Here is a 23,736-nt window from a genome sequence, read left to right on the forward strand (position 1 = left end):
GGTTGCGATGATTGATCACATGGGTTTCTCCGTCTCCGACTATGAGCGCGCCAAGGCGTTCTACGCCAAGGCGCTGGCGCCGCTCGGCTACAGCCTGATCATGGAAGTGACGGCAGAGCAGACCGGGCACGCCGCGGCCGCAGGCTTTGGCGCCGACGGCAAGCCCGATTTCTGGATCGGCGGCGAAGGCGCGATGAATAAGCCGGTGCACGTCGCCATTCACGCCAAGGACCGCGCCACGGTGGACGCATTCTACAAGGCGGCGATCGCGGCGGGCGGACGCGACAACGGCCCGCCCGGCATCCGCCCGCATTATCATGCGAACTACTACGGAGCGTTCGTGCTCGATCCCGACGGGCACAACATCGAGGCGGTCTGTCACGCACCGGAATAAGCCGCGTTCCACACCACGCGAAAAGGGAACATCGGCACGGCATCATCGTTATCGTCCTCTGGACAATTGATTCACGAAGGTGCCGATGCCGATCGAGCCGCCAGAGATTCCGCCGACAACACCGGGGACTCCGACCGAGCCGCCTCCTGGAATTCCACCGGGCAATCCGCAACCCGACATCACGCCGCCGATGCACGAGCCTGGCGAAACACCGCGGCCGGATGAATTGCCGCCGCACGTTCCCGAAGAGATTCCACGACGCGGACCGAACGGACCGCTCACGCCCAATCCTGCGACGGACGCACCTTCGCCGCGGGATCACACATGAGGCGAGCGATCATATGTGGGGCGATTGCAACCTGCGTCTGAATGCGCAATGAACGTCGTCATAGTGAGGTGATTTGCGTGCAGAAATAAATCGGGCCGCGACTGCTTGGCCCGCCACATTCCGGCCTAACGCGTAGCTGTTCATCCCAACACTTCGTCAAAGAACCTTCCCGGGGAAGTTCACCACCATGACCAACCTTCGTTTCGTGCTGCTTGCAACGACGGCTCTGACCGCGATGCAATTCGCAAGCTCCGCATCGCATGCGCAAAGTGCGCCGCCGCTCGTCGTCGCACAGGCCCAGCCACAAGAGACGGGCCCTGACGGAAAACCGAAGCAGCCGCCGAAGGGACCGCCTGCGGCCGCGCCGCCCGCGCGCCCGGCCACACCGCCGCCTGCGGCTGCACCGCCCCATCCGCCCGCCGCGCCTCCGCCGGCGGCCGCACCGCCGCGCCCGGCAACGCCGCCACCGCCGTCGCCTCCACCTGCGGCCCGTCCGGCTCCGCCGCCACCACCCCCGCCGCCTGCCGCACCGAAGCAGCCTGCACCGCCGCCGGCCGCGGCGCCGCAGCAGCGTGCGCCGACACCGCCTCCTCCGGCACCGCCTGCAGCGCGTCCGTCTCCCACGCCGCCACCACCCCCGCCGCCTGCCGCGAAGCAGCCTTCGCCGCCGCCGGCCGCGGCTCCGCAGCAGCACGCGCCCACGCCACCGCCGCCTGCGGCTCGCCCGACTCCGACGCCGCCGCCACCTGCAGCGGGTCCCGCGGGACGGCCTGCGCCCACGGCGACGCCCCCTGCACCGGCAGCAGCGCCCACGGCTCGCCCGGGCGCACCTGCCCCGGCGACCACACCGACACCGACTCCCGCGCCGACTGCGACCCCGGCGCCCGGCGGCACGCCCGCGGCTCCGCCGCCGGGCCGCCCAGGCGCGCCGCCGCCCGGCGGACGTCCCGGCACGCCTCCGGCTGCAGGATCACCGTCGCCGGCTCCAACGGCCACGCCGGCACCAGGTGGCGGCACGCCGACGCCGCCGCCCGGACGTCCCGGTGCGGCACCGACGCCTGCTCCCGGCGCAACCCCGGGCGCGACGCCGACCCCTGGCCCTCAGGGTGGGACGCCGCCTGCGGGCGCGCCCGCTGCCGGAACTCCGGCTGCGCCGCCCCAGGCCGGCGGCCTCCCGCCTCGGCCTCCGGCTCCAGCCGGCGCAGCAGCACCGACCGTCGTGCCCGGCACGCCGGCCGCAGCGCCGCCGCCGAACCGGGCGCAGTACGCTCCACCCACGGTTGCGCCGGCCTTCCGGGCCGCGCCGACGGTCGCAGCACCCTTGCCGCCACCGCCGCGTCCGCCGCAGCGTGACCTGACGCCGCTCGCGGTTGGTGCAGGCGTGGTGGCCGGCGCGGTGATCGGCGCCACCATCGCCGACCTCCACAACCAGCGGCGCGAGGTCATCGAAGGTGGCCGCACGGTCTACACCGAGCCGGACCGCATCATCATCCGCGATCCGGGTGGGCAGGCCTATGTCCGCGGCAACGATCTCTATCGCTTCCGCTACGGCGCCCGCGACATCCGCACCGACACTGTCGGCGGCGAGACCCGCACTGTCGTGGTCCGTCCCGACGGCAGCGAGGTGATCACTGTGGTCGGTGCAGACGGTTCGCTGCTGCGGCGAATCCGCAGGGACCCCGGCGGGCGCGAGATCGTCATCATCGACAACAGCTACCGCGATCCGCGCGCGGTCGGCGGCTTCTATGTCGACGTGCCGCCGCCGGTCGTGAACATTCCCTATGATCGCTACATCGTCGATGCCGAGGAGGCGTCGCCGGACGTGATCTACGCGACCATGCAGGCACCGCCGGTGCAGCGGATCGAACGGCGTTACTCGCTCGACGAGATCCGCTACAGCCCCAATGTTCGCATGCAGATGCCGAGCATCGACGTCAACACGATCAACTTCGAGACGGGATCGTGGACCATCCCGCCGGACCAGGCGGCCCGGCTGCAGGTGATCGCCGACGGCCTCAACCAGGCGATCCAGCGCAACCCGCGCGAGGTGTTCCTGATCGAGGGACACACCGACGCGGTCGGCAACGACGTCGACAATCTGTCGCTGTCGGACCGCCGTGCGCAGTCTGCGGCCGAATTGCTGACGCAGCAGTTCAACGTACCCGCGGAGAACCTGACGTCGCAGGGTTACGGCGAGCAGTACCTGAAGGAGCAGACGCAGGGGCCGAGCCTGATCAACCGGCGCGTCACCATCCGCCGCATCACGCCGCTGCTCAATGGCGGCCAGGCCTCGCTGCCGCCGCCCCCACCCGGCACCGCGCCGCCGCGCTGAGACGGGACCACAAAGCAAATGGCCGGGAGCGATCCCGGCCATTTTTGTTTCTGTCATTGCGAGGAGCTCTTGCGACGAAGCAATCCAGAATGCCGCCGCGGATGAAGTCTGGATTGCTTCGCGGAGCCTGTCATCGGGCCGCGCTTCGCGCGGACCCGTTGGCTCGCAATGACGAATGAAGCAACCGCCTCCCGGGATAGATCGAAGCCTGGATGGAGCGCAGCGTAATCCGGGGTTCTCGACGAGCGGCAAGATTCCTGGATTTCGCTGCACTCCATCCAGGCTACGAGAATCTCAGCCCTTGTCGCTCTCGAGCCGGAAGATCTGCGAGCCTTCGCTGCCCGAGAGCAGGCCGGTGTCGCTGTAGAGCTTCAGCTTGGTGCGCGTGTCGGCGATGTCGAGATTGCGCATGGTGAGCTGGCCGATGCGGTCGGCTGGCGTGAAGGCGGCGTCCTCGACCTTTTCCATGCTGAGCCGCTCCGGCGCATAGGTGAGGTTGGGGCTTTCCGTGTTGAGGATCGAATAGTCGTTGCCGCGTCGCAGCTCCAGCGTGACCTCGCCGGTGACGGCGCGCGCGACCCAGCGCTGCGCGGTCTCGCGTAGCATCAGGGCCTGCGAGTCGAACCAGCGGCCCTGATACAGCAAACGGCCGAGGCGCATGCCGCTGATGCGGTACTGCTCGATGGTGTCCTCGTTGTGGATGCCGGTGACGAGGCGCTCATAGGCGATGTGCAGCAGCGCCATGCCGGGCGCCTCATAGATGCCGCGGCTCTTCGCTTCGATGATGCGGTTCTCGATCTGATCGCTCATGCCGAGGCCGTGGCGCCCGCCGATCGCATTGGCTTCGAGGAACAGCGCAACGGGATCAGAGAAGGTCTGGCCATTGAGCGCAACCGGCTGGCCTTCCTCGAAACGCACCACGACTTTCTCGGCCTTGACGGCACAGTCGTCGCGCCAGAACGGCACGCCCATGATCGGGTTGACGATCTTGATGCCGCTGTCGAGGCTCTCGAGATCCTTGGCTTCGTGCGTGGCGCCGAGCAGATTGCTGTCGGTCGAATACGCCTTCTCGGCGCTCATCTTGTAGGCGAAGCCTTGAGCCGTCATGAACGCCGACATCTCGGCGCGGCCGCCGAGCTCGTCGATGAACTGCTGGTCGAGCCAGGGCTTGTAGATCTTCAGACCGGGATTGGTGAGCAGGCCGTAGCGGTAGAAGCGCTCGATGTCGTTGCCCTTGAAGGTCGAGCCGTCGCCCCAGATGTTGACGCCGTCTTCCTTCATCGCCGCGACCAGCATCGTGCCGGTGACGGCGCGGCCGAGCGGGGTGGTGTTGAAATAGGTGATGCCGCCGGTGGAGATGTGGAAGGCGCCCGACTGGATCGCGGCGATGCCTTCGTGGACGAGCTGCGTGCGGCAATCGACGAGCCGGGCCTTCTCGGCACCGAATTCCTGCGCCTTGCGCGGGATCTCGTTGTAGTCGGCCTCATCCGGCTGGCCGAGGTTGGCGGTGTAGGCGTAGCAGCGCGCGCCCTTCTGCTTCATCCAGAGCAGCGCCGCGCTGGTGTCGAGCCCGCCCGAAAAAGCGATGCCGACTTTCTCTCCCTTGGGCAGGCTTTTCAGGATCGTGGTCATGGCGCTTCCAATCGGGTCACAAGGGGCTGATGTCAGGGCGAACTCGACCGCGCGAATATCAAATTTCGCACGCCTCGGCACCCATTTAATGGCTCAAATCATGACTCAAATCGACGGCTCGGGACCCGTCTTGCGGCCGAACAGGCGCTGGCGGAGCTGGTAGGCGGGCCAGTTCAGCCGGGTCAGCGCGGCGTCGACCGCCTCGTCCGAAAACCGCGTCCGCGGCCAGCGGTAAATCAGCGCGTAGGCAAACCAGATCACCACGAAACTGACGAGCCCGGCAATCGCCACATCGGTGAAGAAATGTCCGCCGAAGGCCATACGCAGCCCGCTGGTCACAACGCCGAAGATAACCGCTCCGGCATAGGCGAGCGGCCGCCAAGCCGGCGGGGCTAGCGCGGCCGGCGCCAGGGTCCAGAATGCGGTCGCGCCCTCGCCCGAGAAGAACGAGCAGTTGCGCACGCAGCCGCCGCGCGGATCCCACCACGGCACGAACTGCTGGTCGCCGGCAAATTGCGTCACCACCACCGGACGCGGACGTCCCCAATAAGTCTTGAAGGTCAGGTTGGTCAGAATGCCGGCCGACATGGTCAGCGTCACCAGCAGGAAAATGATCGCGCGCCCCGACACCATCAGCGGCCGGTCGGGCCGGACCATTTTGACCACGAGCGCGACGAGTGACGGCAATGCGAAGGCCCAGGCGACCCACATCGCCGCGTCACGCGCGAAGCTGGCCCAGCCGTTCAGCTTGAGCGGGAAGGTCTTGGTCTGGGGATCAAAGAACAGCGAGGCGAGCTTGAGATCGAGCTCGGGATAGAGGCCGAAGACGAGGCCGATCACGAGCCACAGCGCCAGGGCGATGAAGAGTCCAGTCCGGTTCATGGCGCGCGGTTTAGCGGAGTGGGGCGAGGATGAAAACCCCGGAGTCGGCGCCGCAAGCGAGCACGATTTTGTCCGAGCGCTATGCCTCCACGGTGTCGTCCCGGCGAAGGCCGGGACCCATAACCACAGGGAGAAGTTTGGCGAAGACTCGTCGCCCGGTACCGCTACCGAGCCTCCATGGATGGACCTCGCGGTATGGGTCCCGGCCTACGCCCTAGGGCATGCACATATCTGGTGCGGCGGATTCGACTCGGATCGGCCTGGGAGGATTCCAGAATCAGAGTTCTGTGTGATTCGTATTGCGGCACTCCATGATTTGGACGGGGTGCCGCGATGTTGTCACGGATTGACTGGACGCTGGGCCGGTTCGGGGATCGTCGTCTCGATAAAGGGGGGCGGCGTTCGTCGAACGCATGGTTGTGGGCAAAACTGTCTGCCTTCGGCAGCTCTCCAGGGGGAACCGCGCGCTGGAAGTGCGGTTCAACCGCTTTCTTGGCCATGACAAGGTGACGGTGGAGCGGATCATCGAAAGCTGGAGCGAAAGCACGGTCGCTGCGGTAGAGGGCCGCCACGTGCTGGCCATCCAGGACACCAGCGAGATCCACTTCAACACCACACCGCAACGCCGGCGCGGGCTCGGAGAAATCGGCAAAGGCAATAACCACGGCGTGCTGCTGCATCCGCTGCTGGCTGTGGATGCCGATGACGGCAACTGTCTTGGACTTTTGAGCGGGCAGATATGGACGCGCACAGGTCGCCGCACGACCTCGCACGACGATCGGGAGTTATCGGACAAGGAATCGCAGCGCTGGATATCCACTGCCATGGCGGCCAAGCCGCTCCTCACCAAGGCCACAGCGGTGACGGTGCTGGGTGACCGCGAGAGCGATATTTTTGCCCTTTATGCCAGCTCGGCCGAGCAACACTTCCACGTCATCGCGCGCAGCATGCATGATCGCAAGCTTGCCGACCGCAGCGGCTTGTATGAGGTCAGCGATGCCATGGCCGCGGTGGATCGGCGTGCGATCCAATTGCCTGCGCGCGCCGCGCGGCCCGCCCGCCTGGCTCACCTCGAACTTCGCTTTGGCGCAATCGAGCTCGCCCGCCCACAGAGTAAGTTCCTGCGCCATCTGCCGGAAAGCTTGCCATTGGCGGTGGTCGATGTGCGCGAGATCAATGCCGAAACCGGGGTAGAGCCGCTGCACTGGCGGCTTCTCACCTCTCACGAGGTTACCGGCATCGAGGACGCCTGGCGCATCGTCCAATGGTACAAGCAACGCTGGATCATCGAGCAGTTCTTCCGCATCCTGAAGACACAAGGCTTCAAGCTCGAAGACAGCCAGATCGGAACCGCCGATCGCCTTCTCAAGCTGGTCGCGATTGCCGCTAAGGCGGCCGTCATCACAATCCAACTTCTGCAGGCCCGCAATGGCAGTCGCCAACCCATTCTCGCTGCCTTCGACAACGGCCAAATTAACGTGCTCACCGCCCTCAACCGTCAACTCGAAGCCGGGAGCAAGCGATTAAAGAACCCACATCCGCCCGATAGCCTCGCTTGGGCCGCCTGGATCATTGGTCGCCTCGGCGGCTGGGACGGCTACCCATCGTCCAAGCCGCCGGGCCCGATCACCTTCAAGAACGGCCTCGAATACTTCCACGCCGTCGCAGCAGGATGGAGCCTCAGAGATATGTGCATGCCCTAGGGCCTACGCCGGGACGACACCGAGTGTGCGGCGCTTTCCGTCGCGTCTCAGCAGGGCAACCCATTCGCTACCGCGCACCAGGCCTTGAATTCGACGGCAGCGGCGGGGGCGGCCGGCGCGGGGGCGGCGGATCGCGCCAGGCGCCGGCGTTGCGGCCGGCGATCAACCAGTAGACCACGCCGGCGACGATGCCGGCGCCGGTCATGATCTCCAGATGCCGCCGCACGATGCCCTCGAACTGCAACGTGTCGGCATGAAAGGGAACGAGGCCGAGATAGCAGGCGAGTCCGACGAGGCCGCCGCCGACGGCGTAAGCGAGCGCGCTGCGGATGTAGAGCGCTTCGGTGATCGCGACGATCACCGCCGCCGGCACCAAGGCAAAGCCCGAGACGAAGATGAAGCCGAAGCCGAGCAGGATGTCGATCGTGCCCTGATCGACGGGACCGGCGCCGAGATCGGCGAATTCCGGAAATAGCAGCGCGACGACGACGATCATGCCGCCAACGAAACAGGCGGCGAGGAAGCCGATGAAGATGACGACGAGGCGGCCGATCAGGGACATGCGCGGAAAGCCATCGTGACCGTCATTGCGAGCGAAGCGAAGCAATCCAGAGATGCGTCCGCGGAGACAGTCTGGATTGCTTCGTCGCTACGCTCCTCGCAATGACGAGGATGCGAGAGCGCGAGCATGATCCGCTAGTCCGTCATCGCCATGGCGCGCAGTGCCTGGCGCTCGCGCGCCGAGAGCTTTTCCGTCTCCGACTTGAGCTGGCCGCAGGCGGCGAGAATGTCGCGGCCGCGCGGGGTGCGCACCGGCGAGGAATAGCCGGCATTGAAGATGTATTCGGAGAATTTTTCGATCTGATCCCAATCCGAGCACTCATAGGCCGTGCCGGGCCAAGGATTGAACGGGATCAGATTGATCTTGGCCGGAATGCCCTTGAGCAGCTTCACCAGCAGCTTCGCGTCATCGAGTGAATCGTTGACGCCTTTGAGCATCACATATTCGAAGGTGATGCGGCGCGCGTTCGAGGCACCGGGATAATCGCGGCAGGCCTGCAGCAGCTCCTTGATCGGATATTTGCGGTTGAGCGGCACGAGCTCGTTGCGCAGCTCGTCGCGCACCGCGTGCAGCGAGATCGCCAGCATGACGCCGATCTCCTCGCCGGCGCGCACGATGTTCGGCACCACGCCCGAGGTCGACAGCGTGATGCGGCGGCGGGAGATGCCGATGCCTTCATTGTCGCCGACGATCAGCAGCGCATCGCGCACCGCGTCGAAATTGTAGAGCGGCTCGCCCATGCCCATCATCACGATGTTGGTGACGCGGCGCGTGCCGTCCTCGCGATCGGCCCAATCATTCAGGCGATCCCGCGCGACCATCACCTGTCCCACGATCTCGCCGGCGGTGAGGTTGCGCACGAGGCGCTGCGTGCCGGTGTGGCAGAAGGCGCAGTTCAGGGTGCAGCCGACCTGCGAGGAGACGCAGAGCGTGCCGCGATCGGTCTCTGGGATGTAAACGCACTCGACCTCGTGCGCCTTCTCGACATTGTCGCCGCTCGGCAGCCGCAGCAGCCATTTGCGGGTGCCGTCATTGGAGATCTGTTCGGCCACGACCTCGGGGCGGTCGACGGTGAAATGCTGCGCGAGCTCGGCGCGAATGCCTTTCGAGATCGAGGTCATCTCGTCAAAGCTCTGGGCGCCGCGAAAATAGAGCCAGTGCCACAGCTGCTGCACGCGCATCTTGCGCTGTGCCGGCGCGACGCCGATCTCGCCGAGGCGATCGGCAAGCTCGGTGCGCGACAGGCCGATCAGCGACGGTTTTGCCGGCGGCACATAGGTTTCGAGCGGAGTCTTCTCCACCAATGTTGCGTTGTGCGGCTCGGTCATCGGTTGCCTGAGATTGCTGCTGTCTCGTCATGGCCGGGCTTGTCCCGGGCATCCACGTCTTTTCCCGCCCGGAGCCAGCGCGTGGATGGCCGGGACAAGCCCGGCCATGGCGGCAGCACCTTTGGGATAACCCCTATATAGCAACCGGAACAGCCGATTGCGACCTTATCGCCCGCAGCCTTTACGCCGCCGGCTTACCGCCTGCAGTCCTGGGCGATCTTATCGAGCGCCTGGGCGAGGCCCTTCAGCGAAAACGTGTCGGTCGTCTCGGTGCCCTTGGCCGAGACGCCCTTGACCACGAGATCGGCGGATTTGCGCATGGCTTCGACCATCCGCTCCTCCTCGGCCGCGTTCTTGATCCAGAGGCCGTCGCCCTGCGTATACATGGCGAAAGCAGCGCCGCCGACCTCGACCGTCGATTCCGAGCCCGGTTTCAGCGCATAGCCGATCATGACCGAGACTTCGTTATTGACCTTCTCCGCCGGCCGGGTCGACACGAACGCATAGGCGGGATCGCGCGGCCGGTTCGGCGGATTGGTCTTCGACGACGAGGGCTTGGCCAGCGCGAAGCAGACCTTCTTGCCGTTGGGCGTCGCCGAATAGGCGCCCCAGGTGCCGAACTGGCCGATCAGGGTCGGCTCCGCGCCGCCCGCAACCGCCGCGGTCGGGGCGGCCGGTTTGCTCTCGGGCTTTGCAGCCGTCTTTGCGTGGGTGTTGGCGGTCGTACTGGCCGCCGGCGCGGCCGGCTTCGGTGTCGCCTTCGGCGCCGGTTGCGCCGTCTGCGCCCGCGCAAGATCGGCGATCCCGCACGTCATCATGCCGATCATCAAAACGAAAGATAGCACCCGCCACATGCTGGAGTGGTTCCCTCAATATTGTGACTGGAAGATGGCCCGGCCGCGTTTTGTCCCCGGGCAGGGATAACCGGGAAAGTCCAATTTGGGAAGGCAGTTAGCGGGTTTGTCAGCACTAGGCCCTGGATCGCGCGGCGCGCTGCGCAGCCCATTGCGCCTCGCTCCAGCCGAGCAGATCCTCGGCGCCGGAACTGCGCAAATGCGCGCCGCCGTCGATCACCACCATCTCGCCATTGATATAGCCGGCACGGTCCGAGACCAGGAAGCTGGCGAGATCGGCAAGTTCGCCGTGCTCGCCGGTGCGGCCGAGGGGGTTGCGCGCGGTCCAGCCTTCGTCGGGGCCCTCGGGGCGGAGCTGCCCCGATGCGCCGGCGGTCGGGAACGGTCCGGGCGCGATGGCGACGGTGCGGATGCCCTTCGGGCCCCATTCCACGGCGAGACTTTTGGTCATCGCCAGCACCGCCGACTTCGCCATCGCCGACGGCACGGTGAAGGCGCGGCCGGTGATGGTGGAGGTCGAGAGGATCGAGAGCACGACGCCGCCATGCTTGCTCTCGATCCAGCGCCTGCCGGCGGCGAGCGTGCAATACATCGCGCCGTGCAGCGTGGGCGCGAGGATCGCGTCCGCCGCGCGGAAGGAGAGATGCTCGCTCTGCGCGATGAAGGTCGCGGCGGCGTTGTTGACGAGGATATCGAGCGGCGCCTCGCGCCAGATGGTGTCCATCATATTGTCGACGGCGGCACCCTCGCGGATATCGCAGGCGATGGTCGTAACCTTGCCGCCGGTCTGTGCGCGCATCTCACTCGCCGTCGCCTCGAGCCGATCGAGCTTGCGACCGCAAATCACGAGCTCGGCGCCGAGCGCGAGGAAGCGACGGCCCATCGCAGCGCCGAGGCCCGAGCCGCCGCCGGTGACGAGGATGCGCTTGTTCTTGAGCAGGCTTGTTTCAAACATCGTTTGAATCCTCTTTCCTTCTCGCTCCGTCATTGCGAGCGCCGCGAAACAATCCAGACTATTTCCGCCGCACGGACTCTGGATTGCTTCGCTGCGCTCGCAATGACGTGAGGATAGGCCGGCGCGTCGCTTTGGCAAAGAATCCGGATTGTCGCCCGCGCCCAAATCCGGCAAAACCGGGCCAATTATAATTCCACTCGAAACGCCCCAGGTGCCGCCATGAAAGCCATCCTCTGCTCGCAATATTGCCAGCCCGACGATCTCGTTCTGGCTGACGTGCCGGATCCGGTGGCAGGGCCCGGCGAAGCCGTGATCGCGATCAAGGCGGCGGCGCTGAACTTCTTCGATATCCTGATGATCCAGGGCAAGTATCAGATCAAGCCGCCGTTCCCGTTCTCGCCGGCCGCCGAGGTCGCCGGCGTGATCGAGAGCATCGGCGCTGGCGTCACTGACCTGAAGGTTGGCGATCGCGTCGTCGCCTCCTGCGGCCACAACGGCGCACGCGAGAAGATCGCACTGCCGGCGGCATCGATCGTGAAGATCCCCGACAATCTCGACTATGATCGCGCGGCCGGCATCATCATCATCTACGGCACTGCGCTGCATGCGCTGGAGGATCGCGCGAGCCCGAAGCCGGGCGAGACGCTCGCGGTGCTGGGCGCAGCCGGCGGCACCGGCCTTGCTGCCTGCGAGCTCGGCAAGCTGATGGGCCTGAAGGTGATCGCCTGCGCTTCGTCGGACGAGAAGCTCGAATTCGCCAGGGCGCACGGCGCAGAGCTGACGCTCAACTACGCCAAGGAAGATTTGAAGGAAGGCTTGCGCAAGCTCACCGATGGCAAAGGCGTCGACATCATCTTCGATCCCGTGGGCGGCGCCTATGCCGAGCAGGCGCTGCGCTCGATCGCCTGGGAAGGCCGCTTCCTCGTGATCGGCTTTGCCGCCGGCGACATTCCGAAGATGCCGCTGAACCTCGCACTGCTGAAGGGTTGCGACATCCGCGGCGTGTTCTGGGGCGCCTGGACCCGGCTCAACCCGGCCAAGAACCGTGCCAATCTGGAGAAGCTCGTGAAGTGGACGGCGGAAGGCAAGATCTCATCGCATGTCGACCGTACCTTCCCGCTGGCCCAGACCGCGGACGCGTTGAAGGTGCTCGCAGGGCGTCAGGCGATGGGGAAGGTGATTCTGCATCCGTGATGACCGTGTCATCACGAGGCTGTTTCAACACACTCAACCGTCCTCGCCCGGCTTGAGCCGGGCGATCCAGCACTCCGAGACGATTGCGATTGATCGACAGGCCGCAGCGTACTGGATGCAACGGTCACGCTTGGGCATGACAGCTGAGTTGATGGCACTCCGCTCGCACACCGCCACTTGGTAAGGTCTCCTCAACCACCGCTGGCAAAATTGCGGTGCATTCCGCAACCTCGCCCGAATCAAACCCAAATTTTTCCCGATTCGCCCCAATCGCCGTCGCTTTTTGGACTGATTCAAACTGCGATTTACCGGTTCCAGTTTGCTGGGCGCTCCTGGACAACAACAAAAAAACTGAAACCGGTATGCCCCGCGTCGTGTCAGTCTTGGGGAGCATCACCATGGAGACGACGGCCTTTCGTCCGTCCAGGGAATCGAGGGCATTCGATTCCGATCAAGCCGCATCACATCCGTCCACCGCGTCCTACATCCGTGCGCGCGCCGCACGGCTCGATCTGTCACCGGACGATCCAATACCACTGTTCCTGTCCGATCCGCTCGGTGCCCCGGACCCGGACGAATATACCCCGCTGGAATTGCGTCCCCGGGTCAGAATTGTCCCGCGTGTTCTTGCGGGCGTTCTGGCAACGGCTCTCGTGACATCCACCCTGGCAATTCTGGCTGCGCTGTTTCAGTCCGATCTTCGCGGCATCTTCGATGCCGGTGGCTCAGTGGGTGTCGCGCTGGAGCAGGTGGTGGCCTCGGCCAACGCGCTGGCCGTACCCCAGAGCCCGCGCAACGATCCGGCGCACGTGACCGACGCAAGGCTGGCGAGCGCTGACGCGCAGGATCTCCCTGCACCGTCAACGCCGAGCCGCGAAGCGATCGCGACCGCCTATCAGACCGCGCTGCAAGCCCAGACGCCTGTGCCTCAGCCCGCGCCGGTGGCGCCGCCGCCTGCGCCTCCTCTGCCCGCCAAGACGCTCGACGCCGACACGCTGGCCGGGCTGATGACGCGCGCGAAGAGCCTGTTGGGGGTTGGCGACATTTCTGCAGCCCGCCTGCTGCTCGAACGCGCGGCCAATGCACAGGATGCCACGGCGGCGTTCCTGCTGGCGCAAACCTATGACCCGGCCGTGCTGGGCACCAGCGACGCGCGGCGCATCGCCGCCGACGCGACCGCCGCGCGCGAGTGGTACCAGAAGGCCGCGGCACTCGGATCGACGGAGGCGCGGCAGCGCCTTGTCCAGCTTCAGAACTAGTAATTTAATTTTTAGAGGACATCATGCGTAACGCTTTGGGAATGGCGCTTGCCGCCATCATGACGATCTGTGCCTTTGCGGCACGCGCCGACCAGACTGAGTACGATCCGGCCAAGGTCTCGGACGGCCTGAAGGCCATCTTCCAGTTCGGCTCGACCTCGACCAAGCAGGCGTTGAACGCCAACACGGTCACGCTGATCACCGGCACGATCGGCGGCACCTATGTGCAATTCGGCGCCGACCTCGCTTCCGTGCTCGACGACGGCAACAAGATCCGCGTGCTGCCGATCGTCGGCCGCGGCTCGGTGCAGAGCGTCGCCGACATCCTGTTCCTGCAAGGTGTCGATCTCGGCATCGTGCGCGCCGACACGCTCGACTATCTCGAGCGCAAGGGTTTTGCCAAGGACATCAAGAAGCAGTTCACCTACGTCACGAAGCTCTACAATGAGGAGATGCAGGTAATCGCGCCGAGATCGGTCGCGACGCTCAAAGACCTCGAAGGCAAGACGGTGAGCGTGGACCTGCCGAACGGCGGTACCTTCGTCACGGCGCTCACCGTGTTCGAGCGGCTCGGGATCAAGGCGAAATTCGTCTATGTCGAGCAGCGCATCGCGATGGAGAAGCTGAAGGCCGGCGAGATCGACGCCGTCATCGTGGTCGGCGGCAAGCCGTACAAGTCGGTCTCGACCTTCGGCAATGACGGCCGCTTCCATCTCGCGAAGGTCGACTATGCAAAGCCGCTCCAGAGCGACTATCTGCCGGCAACGCTGACCGCCAAGGACTATCCGAACCTGATCAAGGAGGGCGACAGCGTGGACACCATTGCAGTTCCTGCGGTGCTTGCAGCGTATAATTGGGCGCCCAACACCGAGCGCTATCGCAAGCTTGCGTTGTTCGTGGACGCGTTCTTCACGAAATTTCCGACGCTGCAGAACCCGCCCTTCCATCCCAAGTGGAAGGAGGTCTCGCTCGCGGCGCCGCTGTCGGGCTGGAACAGATTGCCGGTGGCGCAGCAATGGCTCGACAAGCACGGCGTCGAACCGGTGACGCGCCAGCGCTTCGAAGCGTTTCTGAAGCAGAGTCCGGCGGCCGCGCAGGTATCCGATGCGGACAAGGAAGCGCTGTTCAAGCAATTCCAGGCATGGGACGCGGCGAACGCGCGGGCGCAGGCGGGGGTCGAGAAGAAGTAAAGGACGCGTCTCGTCTCCGCACATTCGCTGTCATCGCCCGGCTTGACCGGGCGATCCAGTACTCCGAAACAGCAGTGATTGAACCTAAAGGCCGCGGCGTACTGGATTCCCCGCCTGCCGCCTTCGCTAAAGCTTCGGCGCCCCTGGACCTCAACCCCGGCGAAGCCTTGGCGTAGCCGGGTCGCGGGGAATGACAGCGGAATGCATGGCGAAAGCTATTGCGCCACCTCTACTTCCGCCTCCGCCTCATCACCCCCGCGCCTCAGTGCGGCACGGGCGGCGTCGCGGTGCTCGTTCGTGATGTGGCCGGCGACCATGCGGATGGCGGTGGCGAGCACGGCGGCGTCATCGGCGAAACCGAGGATCGGCATCACATCAGCGACGAAGTCAAACGGCAGAATGAAATAGGCGATCGCCCCGAGCAGCGAGGCCTGAACATGGCGCGGCGTCTGCCGATCGAACGCGCAGTAATAGGCGGCAAGCAGGTCTTCGGCGAACGGCAGTTGCGCGGCGACGCGCTTCAGCTTGCGCCAGAAGCGGCGGCGAACGCCCTCCCGGTCTTGCGCGAGCCGATCGGCGGGCTCGAAGCCGACGCTGTGTTCGGCAGCCATGCTCGAAAACTCCCCGTTCAGGCGGAGCGGCGGATCGCCACATCACCTGCTGATCACAAGATGGGGATGAGGCTGCGGCCTGCAAGACGTCAGCCAAGTGTCAGCTAGCTGTCAGCCGGCGATGGCATTCATCGCCTTGGCCAGCTCGATATCGCGCGCGGTGACGCCGCCGGCGTCATGGGTCGACAGCACCACCTCCACCGTCTTGTAGACGTTGCGCCATTCGGGATGGTGATCCATCTTCTCGGCGACCAGCGCCGCGCGGGTCATGAAGCCGAAGGCCTGGTTGAAATCCTTGAAGACAAAGGTCTTCCCGATGGCGTCGCGGCCGGAAATCTCGCCCCAGCCCGTTATTCCGCCGAGCGCCTGCTTGCGCGCCTCCGTCGATAGCCGCTCTGCCATGATCGCCTCCGTCATTCAGGGGAACTTTACCCTAACACCGTGCCGGCGGCCCGGTTCATGGGAGATTTCGTCGATCCGCTAACCATGACGGAGATGTAACCCCTCCGGACAAGAAATTTGCTACAATTGCCGGCGTAAATCGCCGGCCAAGATGAAACTGAGCCTGAAGCGCCTGTTTGGGAGATCGATGACCGGGGGATTGAACCTGGCCGAAACGCCCTCTCCGCCTTCGCCGCGATCCGCGGCGCGGAAGACCGCGCTCGTGTCTCTGGCGCTCGTGCTTGCGATCGTCGGTGCGCTCGCAGGCGGCTATTACTTCGCGATGCGGCCGGTGACGCTGAAGATCGCGGTTGGTCCCGCCAACAGCGATGACGTCAAGGTCGTGCAGGCGCTGACCCAGGCTTTCACGCAGAACAAGAGCCAGGTGCGGCTACGCCCGATCCAGACCGACGGCGCCACCGCCAGCGCCAATGCCCTCGCGGAAGGCAAGGTCGATCTTGCCATCGTGCGCGGCGACCTCGATGTGCCGAAGAACGCACAGGCGGTCGCGACGCTGCGCAAGAACGTCGTGGTGCTGTGGTCCGTCCCGGGCAAGGGCAAGAAGAAGGGCGCGAAGATCACCAAGATCGCACAGCTCGCCGGCCATCGCATCGGCGTCATCGGCCGCACCCAGGCCAATGTCAACCTGCTCAAGGTGATCCTCCAGCAATATGGCGTCGATCCCGCCAAGGTCGAGATCGTGCAATTCCCGGCCAACGAGGTTGCCGAGGCGATCAAGGCGCAGAAGGCCGACATCTATCTCGCGGCCGGTCCCGTCAACAGCAAGATCACGGGGGACGCGATCGCGGCATCGGTCAGGGAGGGCGGCACGCCGACCTTCCTCGCCATCGATTCCGCCGACGCGATCGCGCAGAACCATCCGGTCTACGAATCCTCGAAGATTCCCGCAGGCACTTACGGCGGCTCACCCGATCGTCCGGACGAAGAGGTCAAGACGATCAGCTTCGCGCACCACATCGTGGCGCGCAAAGGTGTGTCAGAAACCACCATCGCGGCGTTCACGCGCCAGCTCTTCGCCGTGCGCCAGCAACTGGTGGCGGAATTCCCGCTGGCAGCGAAGATCGAGACGCCCGACACCGACAAGGATGCGGTGATCCCCGTGCATCCCGGCGCCGCCGCCTTCGTCGACGGCGAGGAAAAAACCTTTCTCGACAAATACAGCGATTACATCTGGTGGAGCCTGATGGCGCTCTCCGCCATGGGCTCGATCGGCGCCTGGTTTGCGGGCTATCTGAAGAAGGACGAGCGCGACAACAACAGCCATCTGCGCGACCGCCTGCTCGACATGATCGCCGCCGCACGCAAGAGCGAGACCACCGAAGAGCTCGATCAGATGCAAACCGAGGCCGACGAGATTTTGCGCGACACGCTGCGCTGCTTCGATCACGGCGCGATCGAGGAGGCTGCGCTCACCGCGTTCAACATCGCACTCGACCAGTTCCACGCCGCCGTTGCCGACCGCAAGGCGGTGCTGTTCAGCCTGCCGCAGAACCTGCAACGCGCGGGCGCGCAGTTCAGAGCCGCCGGCAACGCGTAGCGCCTGCGCGTTATTGCTGCGTCACATTGTCTCAATATACGTTCACCGTCGTTCCGGGGCGCGCAACGCGTGAGCCCGGAATCCATCGCGCCGCATCCGCGACGGGAAATGGATTCGCGCCTGATGGCACGCTCCGGAATGACGAGCCTTCCCGCGACCCCAGCTTCGAAATCATCTCCCCATGAACATCAAATTCTCCCGCCGCCGTTTCCTCACGACCAGCGCCGGCGCGCTTGGCGCGGTCGCGATGCCTTACCTGTCGCGCGCGGCCGACCGACCTGCGGTCACCCACGGCGTGCAATCGGGCGACGTCACCGTCGACGGCGGCGTGGTCTGGGCGCGCACCGACCGACCGGCGCAGATGCTGGTCGAGGTGGCGACGACGGAGTTGTTCAGGGATGCCCGCACGCTGCCGCCGATCGCGGCGCTGCCCGAGAGCGACTTCACCGCAAAAATGCTGATCGAGAACCTGCCGGGCGGACAGGACATCTTTTATCGCGTCCGCTTCCGCGATCTCTCGCACAGCGCGGTCGAGGGCGAGCCGGTGACCGGCCGCTTCCGCACCGCGCCCGCCGACCGCCGCGACGTCAGTTTCGTCTGGGGTGGCGATGTCGCCGGCCAAGGCTGGGGCATCAACCCCGAAGACGGCGGCATGTTCACTTTCGGCGCGATGCGCAAGCACCGTCCGGATTTCTTCCTGCACTCGGGCGATACGATCTACGCCGACAGTCCGATCCAATCCGAGGTGAAGCTCACCGACGGCAAGATCTGGAAGAACGTCACTATCCCCGAAAAGACCAAGGTCGCGGAAACGCTGGACGAGCTCCGCGCCGCGCACAAATACAATCTGACCGACGACAATCTCCGCGCCTTCAATGCCGAGGTACCGATCTTCGTGCAGTGGGATGACCACGAGGTGACCAACAACTGGTCGCTCTCGAAGGAGCTACCGGCGACCTACAAGGAGCGCAACATCGCGCTGCTCGCGGCCCGCGCGGGTCGCGCCTTCCACGAGATGTATCCGATGCGCGAGAGCATCAATGAGCCGGGCCGGGTCTATCGCCAGATCGCTTACGGCCCGCATCTCGACGTGTTCGTGCTCGACGAGCGCAGTTATCGCGGCCCGAACGGCGCCAATCTCGAGACCACTTACGGACCGGCCAGCTACTTCCTCGGACCCGACCAGATCGCCTGGCTCAAGCGCAGTCTTTTGAATTCGCGTGCGACCTGGAAGGTGATCGCCTCCGACATGCCGCTCAGCCTGATCGTATCGGACACACCAAAGGGTGGCTCGGAGGCAATCGCGCAAGGCGACGGTCCGGTGCGCGGCCGCGAGCTCGAGATCGCCGACATCCTGCGCTTCATCAAGATGGCGCCGATCAGCAACACGGTGTGGCTGACCGCGGACGTGCACTACGCCGCCGCGCATTATTACGATCCGAACAAGGCGCAATTCCAGGATTTCGAGCCGTTCTGGGAATTCGTCTCGGGTCCGCTGCACGCGGGCACGTTCGGTCCGAACGCGCTCGACAACACCTTTGGGCCGGAGGTGCGCTTCGTCAAGGCACCGGGCAAGGACAACCAGAATCTGCCGCCGTCAGCCGGCATGCAGTTCTTCGGTCACGTCAAGATCGACGGCGCTTCCGGCCAGATGACGGTGACACTGCGCGACCGCGCCGACGTCGCGCTGTGGTCGATCACGCTCGACCCGAAGTTGGCCTGATGGCTAGAGCAGGATGAATTCGGTTGAGTCGATGCGCGCTCAGGACTCGGTCCAGCTCTCCGTAGGGAGAGGGCACGAAAATGCGCGGCGCACTATTTTGAACGTGATCGTGCTATGCTCTCCCCTGCATGAGCGGGGCTTTCCTTCACACCGTCTTTGACATCGCGGCGTGGCTGGCGGCGACAGCTGCCGTCTACTGGCTGTCGCGACGGCGCCTGGAATTTCCGGCGCAATCCTTCGCGCTGCCCTACATCGCCGCGCTGGTGTTCGGTGCGGGCCTCGGTGCCTATTTGTTCGGGTCAGTCAATCTGTGGCTGTCGGGCCAGAGCGGCATTGCGCGCTCGGTCGAGGGAGCGCTCGCCGGCGGCATCGTGGCGATCGAGCTCTACAAATGGTCCGCGGGCATCGCTGTACGAACCGGCGCCCGTTTTGCCTTGCCGCTGGCGCTCGGGATCGCGGTCGGGCGGCTCGGCTGCTACTTCGCGGGACTCGACGATTTCACTTACGGCACGCCGACGGGGCTGCCCTTCGGGCATGATTTCGGCGATGGCATCCTTCGGCACCCGGTGCAGCTCTATGAGTGCGCCGCCATGGGCGTGTTCGCGCTTCTCTATGTGCTGGCGGTCTTGAACCGAAACGGCTTTGTGGTCACCAATGGTTTCTACCTCGTCCTCATCTATTACGGAGCGCAGCGCTTCCTGTGGGAATTCCTCAAGCCCTATGGCACGCTGATCGGCCCCTTCACGCTGTTTCACCTGCTGTCGCTATCCATTCTGCTCTACGCCGCATTCATGCTGGCGACGGCGCCCAAAGCGAGATCCCTGCATGAACGCGCCGTTGCGTAAGTCGCGTCCCTATATCTTCTGGGGCCAGACTGAGTCTCTCTGCGAGACCTGCCTGGATTTGGTGCCGACCAAGATCCAGATTCTCGGCAACGAGGTCTGGTACGAAAAACGCTGCAAGCAGCACGGCGTCCAGTCGACGCTGGTGTCGACGGACGCGGCCTATTGGCGCCTGTGCAAGGATTTCATCAAGCCCGGCGATCGGCCGCTGCAATTCCAGCAGCGCACGGAATTCGGCTGCCCCTACGATTGCGGCCTGTGCGCCGACCACGAGCAGCATTCCTGCCTGGCGCTGATCGAGATCACAGAGCACTGCAATCTCACCTGCCCGGTGTGCTTCGCCAACTCCTCGCCCGCGCGGACGAAATTCACGCCGCTCGCGACGGTCGAGAAGATGCTGGACGCGCTGGTCGCGAGCGAAGGCGAGCCCGACCTGGTGCAGATTTCCGGCGGCGAGCCGACGCTGCATCCGGATTTCTTCGAAATCCTGGACGCCGTCCGTGCCCGCCCGATCCGCCACGTCATGATCAACACCAACGGCCTGCGCATTGCCCGCGAAAAGGATTTCGTGGCGCGGCTCGCCGAGAACAAGCGCGGGCTGGAGGTCTATCTCCAGTTCGATTCACTGCAGCGCGATGCGCTGATCAATCTGCGCGGCGCGGACCTGCGCAAAATCCGCCAGCAGGCGCTGGAGAATCTCGAGCATTACGGCGTCTCGACCACGCTGGTCGCGACCATCAAGCGCGGCGTCAACGACGCCGAGATCGGCGACATCGTCCGCCATGCGCTCACCTGGAGATGCGTGCGTGGCGTCACGCTGCAGCCGGTGCAAGACGCCGGCCGCAACGAGGATTTCGACAAGAACACCGATCGCATCATGCTGTCGGAGATACGCAAGCGCGTGATTGAGACCGGCGTGTTCGGCGACAAGGACATGATCCCGTTGCCCTGCAACCCTGAGAGCATCTCGATCGGCTATGGCCTCCGCAACGGCGAGAAGGTGCTGCCGCTGACCTCGCTGTTACAGCAGGAGCAGCTCGTCGCCGTGATGCCCAACACGATCAGCCCGGAGAAATATCCGGTGCTGCGGGAGAAATTCGTCGATCTGTTCTCGCTGTCCTCGGGGCCGCTGAACACCAACGAGCGGGTCTGCGAACTCTTGTGCTGCCTGCCGAGCTTCGAGGTGCCGCAAGGGCTCTCTTACGAGAACGTCTTCCGCGTCACCATCGTGCAATTCCTCGACCGTTTCAATTTCTGCGTCGGCAACGTCAAGCGCAGCTGCATCCATTTCGTGACGGAGCAGGGGGCGATCATTCCGTTCGACACCTACAATCTGTTCTACCGCAACGGCGCAATCGGCCGTATCCGCGCCGCGCTCGAAGGGCAGACTTATCGCGAGGCAAGGCAGGGCGAGGAGGCACCACGATGAGCGATACGCCACCACCGGTTCTGCCGCCCGTCCCGACGCCCGTTGAACCACGCAGCGGCTGCCTCACCGCGTTCTTGGTGATTTCGGGGGTGATCCTGCTGCTTCCGGGTCTCTGCGCCCTGCTCTTCGGCGGAGCTTCGGTGATCGACGGGGGCAAGATCGACTCGGACATCGCGCCGCTGGTCTTCCTGGGACTGGTCGTCGGCATCGGAGGCGTCGTCCTGATCTGGGCGGCCATCAAGGGGCGAAAGGCTCCCGCCCATCCCGGAACCCAGCCCTAACCCCCGGAGATTCCCGGACAAAATTCAGTCAACCAACGGCCAAAGAACACATTGTTTTTTGGCGTTTTTTGCATATATTGCGCCGCAACGCGTAGGGCGCCCGGTCTGATATGGCCGGGCTTCCTTTTTGGGCGGCGAGCGCCCGTTTCCAGTCTTCCAGCGTTGTTTCGAGAAGAGGTCCCGGTCCGACCGGCGAGATCGCGCTTAACCCATTGTTCGAACGCAAAGAAGCTCACTCATGAACCTCCGCAACGTCGCCATCATCGCCCACGTCGACCACGGCAAGACGACCCTGGTCGACCGCCTCCTGCAGCAGTCCGGCACGTTCCGCGAGAACCAGAAAGTGACCGAGCGCGCCATGGACTCCAACGATCTGGAGCGCGAGCGCGGCATCACCATCCTGGCCAAGGCGGCCTCGGTGCAGTGGAAGGACACCCGGGTCAACATCGTCGACACCCCCGGCCACGCCGATTTCGGCGGTGAGGTCGAACGCATCCTGAACATGGTGGACGGCGCGCTGGTGCTGGTGGACGCCGCCGAAGGCCCGCTGCCGCAGACCAAGTTCGTGGTCTCCAAGGCGCTCAAGGTCGGCCTGAAGCCGATCGTCGTCATCAACAAGGTCGACCGTCCCGACGCGCGTCCGACCGAAGTCATCAACGAGGTGTTCGACCTGTTCGCGGCGTTAGATGCCAGCGAGGAGCAGCTCGACTTCCCGATCCTCTACGGCTCGGCCAAGCAGGGCTGGATGGCCGAGAGCCCCGAGGGTCCGAAGGACAAGGGCATGGAGCCGCTGTTCGATCTGATCCTGCGCCACGTCGCGCCGCCGAAGGTCGAGGAAGGTCCGTTCAAGATGATCGGCACCATCCTGGAGGCCAACCCCTATCTCGGCCGCATCATCACCGGCCGCATTTCTTCCGGCGTGCTGAAGCCGAACCAGCAGGTCAAGGTGCTCAACGCCGACGGCAAGCTGGTCGAATCCGGGCGCATCACCAAGATCCTGGCGTTCCGTGGCCTGGAGCGTACCCCGCTCGATGAAGCCGAAGCCGGCGACATCGTCGCGATTGCGGGCCTGACCAAGGGCACCGTTGCCGACACATTCTGCGATCCGACCGTGGAAGTGCCGCTGCCGGCACAGCCGATCGATCCGCCGACCGTGTCGATGTCCTTCATCGTCAACAACTCTCCGCTCGCCGGCACCGAAGGCGACAAGGTGACGAGCCGCATGATCCGCGACCGTCTCTTGCGCGAAGCGGAGGGCAATGTCGCGCTGCGCGTCGTCGAAGCCGCCGACAAGGACGCCATGGAAGTGTCGGGCCGCGGCGAATTGCAGCTTGCGATCCTGATCGAGACCATGCGCCGCGAGGGCTTTGAGCTCTCGGTGTCGCGCCCGCGCGTCGTGTTCCAGAAGGATGAAGCGACCGGCGCCACCATGGAGCCGATCGAGGAGGTCGTGATCGACGTCGACGAGGAGCATTCCGGCGTCGTCGTGCAGAAGATGAGCGAGCGCAAGGCTGAGTTGATCGAGATGAAGCCGTCGGGCGGCAACCGCCAGCGCCTGGTGTTCTACGCGCCGACCCGCGGCCTGATCGGCTATCAGGGCGAACTTCTGACCGACACCCGCGGCACCGCGATCATGAACCGCCTGTTCCACGGCTATGCGCCCTACAAGGGCGAGATCCAGGGCCGCCGCAACGGCGTCCTGATCTCCAACGACCAGGGCGACGCCGTGGCCTACGCCATGTTCAAGCTGGAAGACCGCGGCCCGATGATGATCGAGCCGGGCTGGAAGGTCTATCGCGGCATGATCGTCGGCGAGCACACCCGCGACAACGATCTCGAGATCAACGTGCTCAAGGGCAAGCAGCTCACCAACATCCGCACGACGTCCAAGGACGAAGCGGTGCGCCTGACCCCGCCGATCCGCATGACCTTGGAAAAGGCGCTCGCCTATATCGAGGACGACGAGCTCGTCGAGGTCACGCCGAAGTCGATCCGCCTGCGCAAGAAGCACCTCGACCCGAACGAGCGCAAGCGCGCGGAGAAGGCCAAGGAAGCGGTGGCGTAAGGACACCGCAGCCGTAGTGCCGTAGGGTGGGCAAAGCGAAGCGTGCCCACCACTTCTACTGCGACTGGCGAGCGATGGTGGGCACGGCGCTATGCGCCTTTGCCCACCCTACGAAACTGTCATTCTCCGCGAAGGCGGGGGAATCCAGTACGCCGCGGCTTCTCCGCAAATCA

The 23,736-nt window shown here is 64.9% G+C and carries 21 protein-coding genes; 13 read left to right on the forward strand and 8 right to left on the reverse strand.

The window, feature by feature from the left end:
• The first annotated feature begins 7 nt into the window (after positions 1 to 7).
• The 3 genes from ACSKB8_RS08705 to ACSKB8_RS08715 all read left to right on the forward strand — a co-directional run bounded on the left by ACSKB8_RS08705 (position 8) and on the right by ACSKB8_RS08715 (position 3,054).
• Positions 8 to 394 (forward strand): VOC family protein, encoded by a 387-nt coding sequence (locus ACSKB8_RS08705; protein ID WP_249759020.1) that lies wholly within the window; start codon positions 8 to 10, stop codon positions 392 to 394.
• 85 nt (positions 395 to 479) lie between these two features.
• Positions 480 to 722: a hypothetical protein gene (locus ACSKB8_RS08710; protein WP_128930597.1), complete on the forward strand. Its 243-nt coding sequence runs from the start codon at positions 480 to 482 to the stop codon at positions 720 to 722.
• A 187-nt stretch (positions 723 to 909) separates the two neighbouring features.
• Positions 910 to 3,054 (forward strand): OmpA family protein, encoded by a 2,145-nt coding sequence (locus ACSKB8_RS08715; protein WP_438103628.1) that lies wholly within the window; start codon positions 910 to 912, stop codon positions 3,052 to 3,054.
• Positions 3,055 to 3,348: 294 nt separating this feature from the next.
• On the opposite strand, the gene argG is transcribed toward ACSKB8_RS08715, so the two are convergent.
• Both argG and ACSKB8_RS08725 read right to left on the reverse strand, forming a co-directional pair.
• Positions 3,349 to 4,686: an argininosuccinate synthase gene (argG, locus tag ACSKB8_RS08720; RefSeq protein ID WP_091882904.1), complete on the reverse strand. Its 1,338-nt coding sequence runs from the start codon at positions 4,684 to 4,686 to the stop codon at positions 3,349 to 3,351.
• Between the two features lie 105 nt (positions 4,687 to 4,791).
• Positions 4,792 to 5,568, reverse strand: a complete 777-nt coding sequence (locus ACSKB8_RS08725; RefSeq protein ID WP_438103629.1) for a phosphatase PAP2 family protein — start codon at positions 5,566 to 5,568, stop codon at positions 4,792 to 4,794.
• 413 nt (positions 5,569 to 5,981) lie between these two features.
• On the opposite strand from ACSKB8_RS08725, the gene ACSKB8_RS08730 reads away from it, so the two are divergent.
• Positions 5,982 to 7,271, forward strand: a complete 1,290-nt coding sequence (locus ACSKB8_RS08730) for an IS4 family transposase (protein ID WP_438103448.1) — start codon at positions 5,982 to 5,984, stop codon at positions 7,269 to 7,271.
• A 67-nt stretch (positions 7,272 to 7,338) separates the two neighbouring features.
• On the opposite strand, the gene ACSKB8_RS08735 is transcribed toward ACSKB8_RS08730, so the two are convergent.
• The 4 genes from ACSKB8_RS08735 to ACSKB8_RS08750 all read right to left on the reverse strand — a co-directional run bounded on the left by ACSKB8_RS08735 (position 7,339) and on the right by ACSKB8_RS08750 (position 10,970).
• Positions 7,339 to 7,833: a hypothetical protein gene (locus tag ACSKB8_RS08735; RefSeq protein ID WP_370991114.1), complete on the reverse strand. Its 495-nt coding sequence runs from the start codon at positions 7,831 to 7,833 to the stop codon at positions 7,339 to 7,341.
• Positions 7,834 to 7,967: 134 nt separating this feature from the next.
• Positions 7,968 to 9,161 carry a 23S rRNA (adenine(2503)-C(2))-methyltransferase RlmN gene (gene rlmN / locus ACSKB8_RS08740; RefSeq protein WP_128944628.1) on the reverse strand — a complete coding sequence of 398 codons (1,194 nt, stop codon included), beginning with the start codon at positions 9,159 to 9,161 and terminating at the stop codon, positions 7,968 to 7,970.
• A gap of 194 nt (positions 9,162 to 9,355) precedes the next feature.
• The gene (locus tag ACSKB8_RS08745; protein ID WP_128944627.1) at positions 9,356 to 10,015 is read right to left on the reverse strand and encodes an invasion associated locus B family protein; all 660 of its coding nucleotides are present in this window, start codon (positions 10,013 to 10,015) and stop codon (positions 9,356 to 9,358) included.
• 115 nt (positions 10,016 to 10,130) lie between these two features.
• Positions 10,131 to 10,970, reverse strand: coding sequence for an SDR family oxidoreductase (locus ACSKB8_RS08750; RefSeq protein ID WP_438103630.1), 840 nt, complete (start codon positions 10,968 to 10,970; stop codon positions 10,131 to 10,133).
• Between the two features lie 219 nt (positions 10,971 to 11,189).
• On the opposite strand from ACSKB8_RS08750, the gene ACSKB8_RS08755 reads away from it, so the two are divergent.
• The 3 genes from ACSKB8_RS08755 to ACSKB8_RS08765 all read left to right on the forward strand — a co-directional run bounded on the left by ACSKB8_RS08755 (position 11,190) and on the right by ACSKB8_RS08765 (position 14,613).
• Entirely contained in the window at positions 11,190 to 12,164 is a 975-nt protein-coding gene (locus tag ACSKB8_RS08755) for an NADPH:quinone oxidoreductase family protein (protein ID WP_091882886.1), read from the forward strand.
• Positions 12,165 to 12,562: 398 nt separating this feature from the next.
• Complete coding sequence (locus ACSKB8_RS08760; protein ID WP_438103631.1) at positions 12,563 to 13,423, forward strand: hypothetical protein; 861 nt, start codon at positions 12,563 to 12,565, stop codon at positions 13,421 to 13,423.
• Positions 13,424 to 13,446: 23 nt separating this feature from the next.
• Entirely contained in the window at positions 13,447 to 14,613 is a 1,167-nt protein-coding gene (locus tag ACSKB8_RS08765) for a TAXI family TRAP transporter solute-binding subunit (protein ID WP_438103632.1), read from the forward strand.
• 215 nt (positions 14,614 to 14,828) lie between these two features.
• Here the strand turns inward: ACSKB8_RS08765 and ACSKB8_RS08770 are convergent, their stop codons facing one another.
• Positions 14,829 to 15,224: a YkvA family protein gene (locus tag ACSKB8_RS08770; protein WP_438103633.1), complete on the reverse strand. Its 396-nt coding sequence runs from the start codon at positions 15,222 to 15,224 to the stop codon at positions 14,829 to 14,831.
• A 111-nt stretch (positions 15,225 to 15,335) separates the two neighbouring features.
• Positions 15,336 to 15,626, reverse strand: coding sequence for a 4a-hydroxytetrahydrobiopterin dehydratase (locus ACSKB8_RS08775; RefSeq protein WP_438103634.1), 291 nt, complete (start codon positions 15,624 to 15,626; stop codon positions 15,336 to 15,338).
• 151 nt (positions 15,627 to 15,777) lie between these two features.
• Here ACSKB8_RS08775 and ACSKB8_RS08780 point away from each other — a divergent pair, with 151 nt between their 5' ends.
• From ACSKB8_RS08780 to typA, 6 genes are all read left to right on the forward strand, one after another.
• Positions 15,778 to 17,223, forward strand: coding sequence for a TAXI family TRAP transporter solute-binding subunit (locus tag ACSKB8_RS08780; protein ID WP_438103635.1), 1,446 nt, complete (start codon positions 15,778 to 15,780; stop codon positions 17,221 to 17,223).
• Between the two features lie 181 nt (positions 17,224 to 17,404).
• Entirely contained in the window at positions 17,405 to 18,946 is a 1,542-nt protein-coding gene (locus tag ACSKB8_RS08785) for an alkaline phosphatase D family protein (RefSeq protein ID WP_438103636.1), read from the forward strand.
• A gap of 128 nt (positions 18,947 to 19,074) precedes the next feature.
• Entirely contained in the window at positions 19,075 to 19,791 is a 717-nt protein-coding gene (locus ACSKB8_RS08790; protein WP_438103637.1) for a prolipoprotein diacylglyceryl transferase family protein, read from the forward strand.
• The gene (locus ACSKB8_RS08795; RefSeq protein WP_438103638.1) at positions 19,772 to 21,217 is read left to right on the forward strand and encodes a radical SAM protein; all 1,446 of its coding nucleotides are present in this window, start codon (positions 19,772 to 19,774) and stop codon (positions 21,215 to 21,217) included. Before ACSKB8_RS08790 ends, ACSKB8_RS08795 begins: the two co-directional genes overlap by 20 nt.
• Positions 21,214 to 21,498, forward strand: a complete 285-nt coding sequence (locus tag ACSKB8_RS08800) for a hypothetical protein (protein ID WP_438103639.1) — start codon at positions 21,214 to 21,216, stop codon at positions 21,496 to 21,498. The genes ACSKB8_RS08795 and ACSKB8_RS08800 overlap by 4 nt, the downstream gene beginning before the upstream one ends.
• Before the next feature lie 238 nt (positions 21,499 to 21,736).
• Positions 21,737 to 23,563 (forward strand): translational GTPase TypA, encoded by a 1,827-nt coding sequence (gene typA, locus ACSKB8_RS08805; protein ID WP_130217145.1) that lies wholly within the window; start codon positions 21,737 to 21,739, stop codon positions 23,561 to 23,563.
• Positions 23,564 to 23,736: the final 173 nt, after the last annotated feature.

This window comes from Bradyrhizobium sp. BR 1432, assembly GCF_051547705.1.
GTDB classification, from domain to species: Bacteria; Pseudomonadota; Alphaproteobacteria; order Rhizobiales; family Xanthobacteraceae; genus Bradyrhizobium; species Bradyrhizobium zhanjiangense.

What these genes read in the sequence shown, in the direction of transcription:
- rlmN (WP_128944628.1), bottom strand. Translation starts at nt 9,161, where the DNA reads ATGACCGAGCCGCACAACGCAACATTGGTGGAGAAGACTCCGCTCGAA.
- ACSKB8_RS08735 (WP_370991114.1), bottom strand. Translation starts at nt 7,833, where the DNA reads ATGTCCCTGATCGGCCGCCTCGTCGTCATCTTCATCGGCTTCCTCGCC.
- ACSKB8_RS08775 (WP_438103634.1), bottom strand. Translation starts at nt 15,626, where the DNA reads ATGGCAGAGCGGCTATCGACGGAGGCGCGCAAGCAGGCGCTCGGCGGA.
- ACSKB8_RS08745 (WP_128944627.1), bottom strand. Translation starts at nt 10,015, where the DNA reads ATGTGGCGGGTGCTATCTTTCGTTTTGATGATCGGCATGATGACGTGC.
- ACSKB8_RS08770 (WP_438103633.1), bottom strand. Translation starts at nt 15,224, where the DNA reads ATGGCTGCCGAACACAGCGTCGGCTTCGAGCCCGCCGATCGGCTCGCG.
- ACSKB8_RS08730 (WP_438103448.1), top strand. Translation starts at nt 5,982, where the DNA reads ATGGTTGTGGGCAAAACTGTCTGCCTTCGGCAGCTCTCCAGGGGGAAC.
- ACSKB8_RS08765 (WP_438103632.1), top strand. Translation starts at nt 13,447, where the DNA reads ATGCGTAACGCTTTGGGAATGGCGCTTGCCGCCATCATGACGATCTGT.
- ACSKB8_RS08705 (WP_249759020.1), top strand. Translation starts at nt 8, where the DNA reads ATGATTGATCACATGGGTTTCTCCGTCTCCGACTATGAGCGCGCCAAG.
- ACSKB8_RS08795 (WP_438103638.1), top strand. Translation starts at nt 19,772, where the DNA reads ATGAACGCGCCGTTGCGTAAGTCGCGTCCCTATATCTTCTGGGGCCAG.
- ACSKB8_RS08760 (WP_438103631.1), top strand. Translation starts at nt 12,563, where the DNA reads ATGGAGACGACGGCCTTTCGTCCGTCCAGGGAATCGAGGGCATTCGAT.
- ACSKB8_RS08750 (WP_438103630.1), bottom strand. Translation starts at nt 10,970, where the DNA reads ATGTTTGAAACAAGCCTGCTCAAGAACAAGCGCATCCTCGTCACCGGC.
- ACSKB8_RS08780 (WP_438103635.1), top strand. Translation starts at nt 15,778, where the DNA reads ATGAAACTGAGCCTGAAGCGCCTGTTTGGGAGATCGATGACCGGGGGA.
- typA (WP_130217145.1), top strand. Translation starts at nt 21,737, where the DNA reads ATGAACCTCCGCAACGTCGCCATCATCGCCCACGTCGACCACGGCAAG.
- ACSKB8_RS08715 (WP_438103628.1), top strand. Translation starts at nt 910, where the DNA reads ATGACCAACCTTCGTTTCGTGCTGCTTGCAACGACGGCTCTGACCGCG.
- ACSKB8_RS08790 (WP_438103637.1), top strand. Translation starts at nt 19,075, where the DNA reads ATGAGCGGGGCTTTCCTTCACACCGTCTTTGACATCGCGGCGTGGCTG.
- argG (WP_091882904.1), bottom strand. Translation starts at nt 4,686, where the DNA reads ATGACCACGATCCTGAAAAGCCTGCCCAAGGGAGAGAAAGTCGGCATC.
- ACSKB8_RS08710 (WP_128930597.1), top strand. Translation starts at nt 480, where the DNA reads ATGCCGATCGAGCCGCCAGAGATTCCGCCGACAACACCGGGGACTCCG.
- ACSKB8_RS08755 (WP_091882886.1), top strand. Translation starts at nt 11,190, where the DNA reads ATGAAAGCCATCCTCTGCTCGCAATATTGCCAGCCCGACGATCTCGTT.
- ACSKB8_RS08785 (WP_438103636.1), top strand. Translation starts at nt 17,405, where the DNA reads ATGAACATCAAATTCTCCCGCCGCCGTTTCCTCACGACCAGCGCCGGC.
- ACSKB8_RS08725 (WP_438103629.1), bottom strand. Translation starts at nt 5,568, where the DNA reads ATGAACCGGACTGGACTCTTCATCGCCCTGGCGCTGTGGCTCGTGATC.
- ACSKB8_RS08800 (WP_438103639.1), top strand. Translation starts at nt 21,214, where the DNA reads ATGAGCGATACGCCACCACCGGTTCTGCCGCCCGTCCCGACGCCCGTT.